Below are 6,148 nucleotides of genomic sequence, written 5' to 3'. Positions count from 1 at the left end.
ACTTGATGCGATCGACCCATCAACCATCCAACCCATTCCCACAAGTTGTCATGCCCTGTTTGGCGTGCCGCTCATCCTCAGGCTCGCTAGAGTTTGCCGCCTCTCTCATACGCCACTGGCCCACTGTGGCAGCAAAACCCCACGTACCAACCACGTGATTTGATCGGGCGCAACGGTCAAACAGGTTCATTTCTGCACATGCTTCTGGCTCTTACTATTTCTTTGACGCCAAGGGGACTGTCGCATGATGCGTGGGGCCGGACTGGCGGAACCAAGTACTTCACATGAAGGGCCGCCATGCGTGAGATCACCACATGGGTATTGATAATAGCGGCTTATCCCTTCATTGCAGCCTGGCTTGTGGGGCTGCGACGCGGCTATCAAATCAACGAATTGGAAGAGCAGCTGGTTTTGCTCCGCGAGAAGGTCCAACAGCTCTCTCCGGCACCTCTGGAAACACCAACGCCTCGTCCTGCCGACATGGCCGTTTCCACAGTACCAAAGGATGATGTTGAACAGGTGTCATCTGCCGTTTTGCCAGATAGCGCCCATGCACAAGTCCAGGGGGTGGACGGTACCAGTGCCAGTGCCAGTGCCAGTGCCAGGGCCAGTGCCAGTGCCAGTGCCAGTGCCAGCGTCGATGACGCCCAGACAATCCATCGGTCGCCCCAAGCAAAACGAGGTACTCCCCGTCGTGGCCGAAGCCGTGGCAGCCCGATTCAACACGAAGCGATCACGCCGCCGCTGGATCCTGATGCTTCAACCAAAGCGGTATCTCCGCCACCTCGCTGGCTGGTTGCGGTCAAAACCTGGTTGATGACCGGGAATCTGGTCGCCAAGCTCGGCCTGGTTATCCTGTTTATCGGCATTGCATTCCTGCTCAAGTATGTCGCGGCGACCATCACGATTTCTATTGAGCTAAGGCTGGGCGCCGTGGTACTGGTCGACCTGGGACTGCTGGGTTGGGGCTGGCGCCTGCGCAGCAAACGCAGAGAGATCGGGTTGCCGGTGCAGGGAACTGCTATCGCCATCCTGATGCTGGTGATCTTCAGCGCATTCCAGCGCTATGCCTTGATACCTGCGGAATTCGCTTTCGCCTTGCTGGTGTCGCTCACGGTATTCACATGCCTGTTGGCCATATTGCAAGAAGCGCCGTGGCTCGCGGCATTCGGTATAACCGGCGGATTCTCCTGTCCCCTGCTCTTATCGACTGGAGAGGGAAACTATATAGCCCTGTTTTCTTATTACGTGATGCTCAATGTCGGCGTGTTCGTGCTGGCGTTCAAGCGTTCGTGGCACCAACTCAATTTACTTGGCTTTGTCTTCACGTTTGGGGTTGGCGGGGCTTGGGGTGGGTTGCAATACACCTCGGACAATTACGCATCGGCGCAGGCATTTCTCATCTTCTTTTTCCTGTGCTATTCGGCCATCCCTTTCGCATTCGCGGGCCGCAAGAGAACACGGCTGCAGGATTGCGTCGATGCCACGCTGATCATGGGCACGCCGCTATTAACCTTCGGTTTTCAGGTCGGGCTGGTGAAGGACATGCAGTTTGGACTGGCTTTCTCCGCCCTTGGGCTGGGCGGCTTTTATCTCGTGGTCGGGACGATGCTCTGGCATGCCGGCAAGGAGCGCTGGCGTGCGCTGGTGCGGACGTTTGCCGTTCTTGGAGCTATTTTCGCCACGCTGACGATCCCGTTTGCCCTTGATGCGCGCTGGACCTCGGCCGCATGGGCACTCCAGGGATTTGGTTTCGTGTGGTTCGGCCTGCAACACCGCCGGCAAGCCATCTGGATTTGTGGCCTGTTATTGCAAGTCGCAGCCTGGATCAGCTTCACGATTTCGTTGTCCGGCTTCGACATCGACACCGCACTGACGGCGCACTTGTGGTTGGGCTTCCTGCTGCTCGCCGGCAGCGCTTATGCTGTGGCCGTGGCGTTACGCAGGCCGCACGGCGGTGAACAGGATTTGTCGCCACTAGCCAACACGGCTCTGGCACTCGCTGCTGCATGGCTCCTGGCCGGGTGGTACACCGAAGCATCCCTGCGTTTTTCGGGGGGTACCCTGGCCAACTGGATCGTTGGCGGCTCAATGCTCACCGCCCTGCTGCTGTATGCGATCAGCATGCGCATGCTCTGGCCTACCGCGCGGCAACTGGTTCTGGCCGCCCAGATCGCGGGAGCTGTCGGCCTGGCGATGGCTGTTTCGCCCGGATTGTTATGGATACGCATAGTCGAGCTAAATGACGCCATGCCTTTGCTGGGCATCGTGATCCTGGCAGTAGCGGCGTTCGCAACCAGCCGTACGCTGCAGCGAACTGCGCCCACGCAAAACGGCCGCCACCTTCCAGCGTGGTTGCTGCTTTGGAGCTGTATCTGGTGGATGAGCGCCCTTAACATCGCGGCGAGTCGGTTAACCAACTATCTGCCCGCTATCCTGGGCAGCATGGATTCCCTCTGGCTGGCACTGTATTCCCTTGGTATCGCGGCTACGTCGATCGCCTGCGTGCGCTACGCCCCGCGCCTCGTCTGGCCCCACCTGCGCTGGTTTGCCCTTGTCTGCTGGGCCGCGCTGGCCATCATCACGCTGCGCTTACTTGCGCAGCTGTACGGCGCGCACGCGCTCCCGGACGCCGCGCTCTGGATCGCATGGACAGTTGCATGGCTGGGCAACGAACAGGCGATGCTACGCTGGCATACCAGCGGGTTGCTCCTGAACCGCACCGTCCTGCAGCTGCTGCACGTCGTGCGCACGGGTGGGCCGTGGCTCGCATTGTGGCCAACCGGCGCGATCCTGATCGACAGATGGTTAGCCACGCCAATCGACAGCGCATTGATCTTGCAAGGCGGCTGGGTTACGGACGCGGCATGGAGCAATTACCTGCCGACGTGGGCAATGATGCTGGTCCTCGTCGGGTTCCTGCGTCGAAGCATGACGGGGGGCTGGCCTACTGCGCCGATTGCCGACTGGTACCGATCGATTGCTGTTCCAGTAGGGATCATGTTGACGATGTTGCCGATCGCTCTGTGGAACTTGCGGCACGATGGTGCGATGGCCCCGTTGCCCTATATTCCACTGCTCAACCCGCTCGATCTGACCACAGGGTTTGTGCTGATGCTATGGGTAAGCACGTTGCGGCAACTCGCTGCCAGAGCTGCACTGGATCAGCCCGTTCTATCCACGCTGCTGCGTGCCACCATGGTGGCAGCGTGGCTCTGGTTCAATCTCATTCTGCTACGAAGTGCGGCGCATTACCTTGGCATCGATTACCGGCTGGCCGATCTTACGGCTTCGCAAACGGTGCAAGCATTGCTCTCTCTGGCTTGGGGTGCAAGTGCTTTCGCGCTCATGCGCGTTGCGGCACGCACTGCTCGACGACGGGTCTGGTGGATCGGCGCGCTGTTGTACGGCATTGTAGTGGCCAAGCTGTTCCTGGTTGACCTGGCCAATGGCGGAAGCATCGCGCGCGTTGTGTCGTTCGTTGGTGTTGGCCTGTTGCTGCTACTGGTGGGCTATCTCGCACCGTATCCGAAAGCACTGCAGGCCGCGTCAATGGCTGCGTCAGCTTGACCTACAGGAGAACGACCCATGCCGATTTCTCTCTGCAGGTACTGCTGCGTCATCATGGCATTCGCGCTGACGGGCGCCGCCGTCACTGAAAGTCCAGCGGCCCCAACGGACAGGCTGACCGATTATTCTCATCGTCTCCCTTTGCGCACCATGAGCAGCCAAGCCATCGTGCGACTGCCGCTGCCGCGTGCGGTCTATCTGAAAGCGCGCTCGTCCGCCTTGCACGATCTGCGCGTGTTCGATGCCGTTGGTGCGTCGATGCCTTTTGCGCTGATCGATCAGGCCCCACCAGCCGTAGAAAAAAAGGCGACTGCACCGGTCGCTATTTTCCCACTGTATGGTACCGCCCGTGACACAGGGCCGATGCCTGAAAGCTTGCAGATCCGTACCCGGAGTGACGGCGCCGTCATCTCCGTGACGACGCCATCGCGCGCAGCGAGCGACGAACTGCAAAGCCTGATCCTCGACCTTCAGCCGGCAGCACTGGCTGCGAAGGTCAGCGCTGCCGCACCAGTGGGCGCGCTGGCGTTATCGCTGTCCCCGGGAATCGACAACTACAACGCGCACGTTGCGGTCGATGTAAGTAACGACCTGCAAGACTGGGACGTGCTGGCAGAGGCGGCGGTCAGTTGGCTGGTCAACGATCGAGGCGCAAGCGTCGGCAAGCACCGCATCGAATTTTCTCCGCGGCCATTTCGCTACGCCCGTATTCGTTGGCTCGAGGGCAAGCCGCTCGCCTTTGCTGACATCAACGCCGACTATGTCGTGCAGCAGTACGCCGCCATGCAAATGGAGACCATTGTTTTGCCGGGTCTGCCAGCTGCCGAAGGGCGCGATGTCATGTATGCAGCGCCTGTCGCCATTCCCGCGATTGCTGTTGGCTTCGTGTTTGAAGGGCAGAACGTCGTCATGCCGGTGATAGTGGGACAGTACCAAACCACGTCTAACCGCAAACCGGGCGACCGGGTTGTGACGCGCTTGCAGCCAATCGTGAATACAACCTTTTATCAATTGTCACAGACGGGACAGCAGCGCGTTTCAGGGGACGTCGAGATCGCACCCACCAATGCGTCCATGTGGGTGGCACGGCCGCTGACGGCCCTCCTGGAGCGTCCAGCCTTGCGCTTGCGTTGGGCGCCCGCAACCATTGTGTTTGTGGCTGCCGGCAAGGCGCCATACCAACTGGCATTTGGCCGCGCCAGTGCTACGGCTGCCAGCGTGCCGCTCTCCCAGGTTGCACCGGGCTTTACGTCGCGTGAACTGGCTGAGCTGGAATCTGCGACACCCGGGGCACTCGTACAACAGCAATCGCCAGCTACGATCGTGGAGGCTGACCGGACTGCTGGAACCCGCCGGTACTGGTTGTGGGGCGTGTTGGTGTGCGGCCTTGCGGCACTTGCCGCCATGGCCTGGCATCTGTTCCGGCAGATGAAGGCAGATACTTCCGGCACGCCTCCATCTGACGTTGCTCCCGACGGCGGGCTGCATGCCTCTGAGTAAATGAAGAAAAGAAGCGACCTAACGACTCAACGCACCGACGGGTGGTAAGACACTGCTGTGGAGGATCGATCTGTTCCGACCGAGCTGGCGCAGGCACTCGCGCACGGACAGACTGGTCATGGAGTTAAGCGTTGCTGTGGCCCTCATGCTGCATGGGATGGTCAAGCTGCTCCATCTGTTATTGCCGAGCCTGTGCAGCCTTTGCCACGAGTGACTCAGGCAGCGCCATGCTGGCCGGCGACGCGCAATTCGAGCCGGTCCCAGAAGCGGTCGTGAATTGGCAGCAGAAGTACATTGCATACTGGTTCAAGGATGGCCGCGATACCGCCGGACGCGAGCGAGCCCGTCGCGCAGTAAATGACGGTGAACCCCACGACCATATGCATGGCGGTCTGGCTGACTTTTTCGGCAGCGCGTCGGGCATAGCGTTCGCGCTCGGAGCGTGCACGGGCACGGATAGCCTCCCAGGCTTTCTCGTGGAAAGGGAGGAGCAGCACATTGATCACGGGCTCAATGATGATTGCGAGGCCGCTAAACATGACCGAACCAGTCAGCGCGTACGCAATGGCGAAAGCAATGGCCATGTGGGTGATGACTTGACTGGTTTTCTTGGCAGCGACGACCATCTTGACTCCTGAGATTGCACGTGTTGATACGGTAGAGGCAAATGATAGTCATTCTCGATTGGCACACAAAGGCATATATATCTACCATTGTGATAGGTGATTCCTATTGAAGATCTCATTGTGATAGGCCGCAATATTTCATAAGCCCCTTGCCGAACATGTCACAGGTTTGTTATAGTCTCGTTCTGCCCGACGCAGACGCCGCTTAAAAGCAGCGACAGCGAAGGAAAGAAGGGGTTGACGAAAAATGAGAAACACTTCATAATCTCGCCTCTCTGCTGCTAACGAACACAACGCTTCGTAGCAAACGGCAGAAGCAGCACCGAATAAAGTTCTTTAAAAATTAACAGTCGATAAGTGTGGGCGTTTGATGAAGGTGCCAAAGACTTCGGTCTTTGATTACTTAAATTATCAAATGTTCACGAAAAAGAAATACGTTACTCAGCAATGAG

Annotated in this window: 3 protein-coding genes; 2 read left to right on the top strand and 1 reads right to left on the bottom strand. The window is 58.8% G+C overall.

Features of this window, described 5'->3' with window-relative positions:
- Positions 1–297: 297 nt before the first annotated feature.
- Positions 298–3,570 carry a DUF2339 domain-containing protein gene (locus NX775_RS23775; RefSeq protein ID WP_258838231.1) on the top strand — a complete coding sequence of 1,091 codons (3,273 nt, stop codon included), beginning with the start codon at positions 298–300 and terminating at the stop codon, positions 3,568–3,570.
- 18 nt (positions 3,571–3,588) lie between these two features.
- Positions 3,589–5,070, top strand: coding sequence for a DUF3999 family protein (locus NX775_RS23770; RefSeq protein ID WP_258838230.1), 1,482 nt, complete (start codon positions 3,589–3,591; stop codon positions 5,068–5,070).
- A 215-nt stretch (positions 5,071–5,285) separates the two neighbouring features.
- Here NX775_RS23770 and NX775_RS23765 read toward each other — a convergent pair whose 3' ends face one another.
- On the bottom strand, positions 5,286–5,696 hold the full coding sequence (locus tag NX775_RS23765; RefSeq protein WP_258838229.1) for a DUF2061 domain-containing protein: 411 nt from the start codon (positions 5,694–5,696) through the stop codon (positions 5,286–5,288).
- Positions 5,697–6,148: the final 452 nt, after the last annotated feature.

It is taken from the genome of Massilia aurea (assembly GCF_024753205.1).
In the GTDB taxonomy this organism is placed as follows: Bacteria; Pseudomonadota; Gammaproteobacteria; order Burkholderiales; family Burkholderiaceae_D; genus Telluria; species Telluria aurea.
This window is presented reverse-complemented; position numbering and strand designations above follow the sequence as displayed.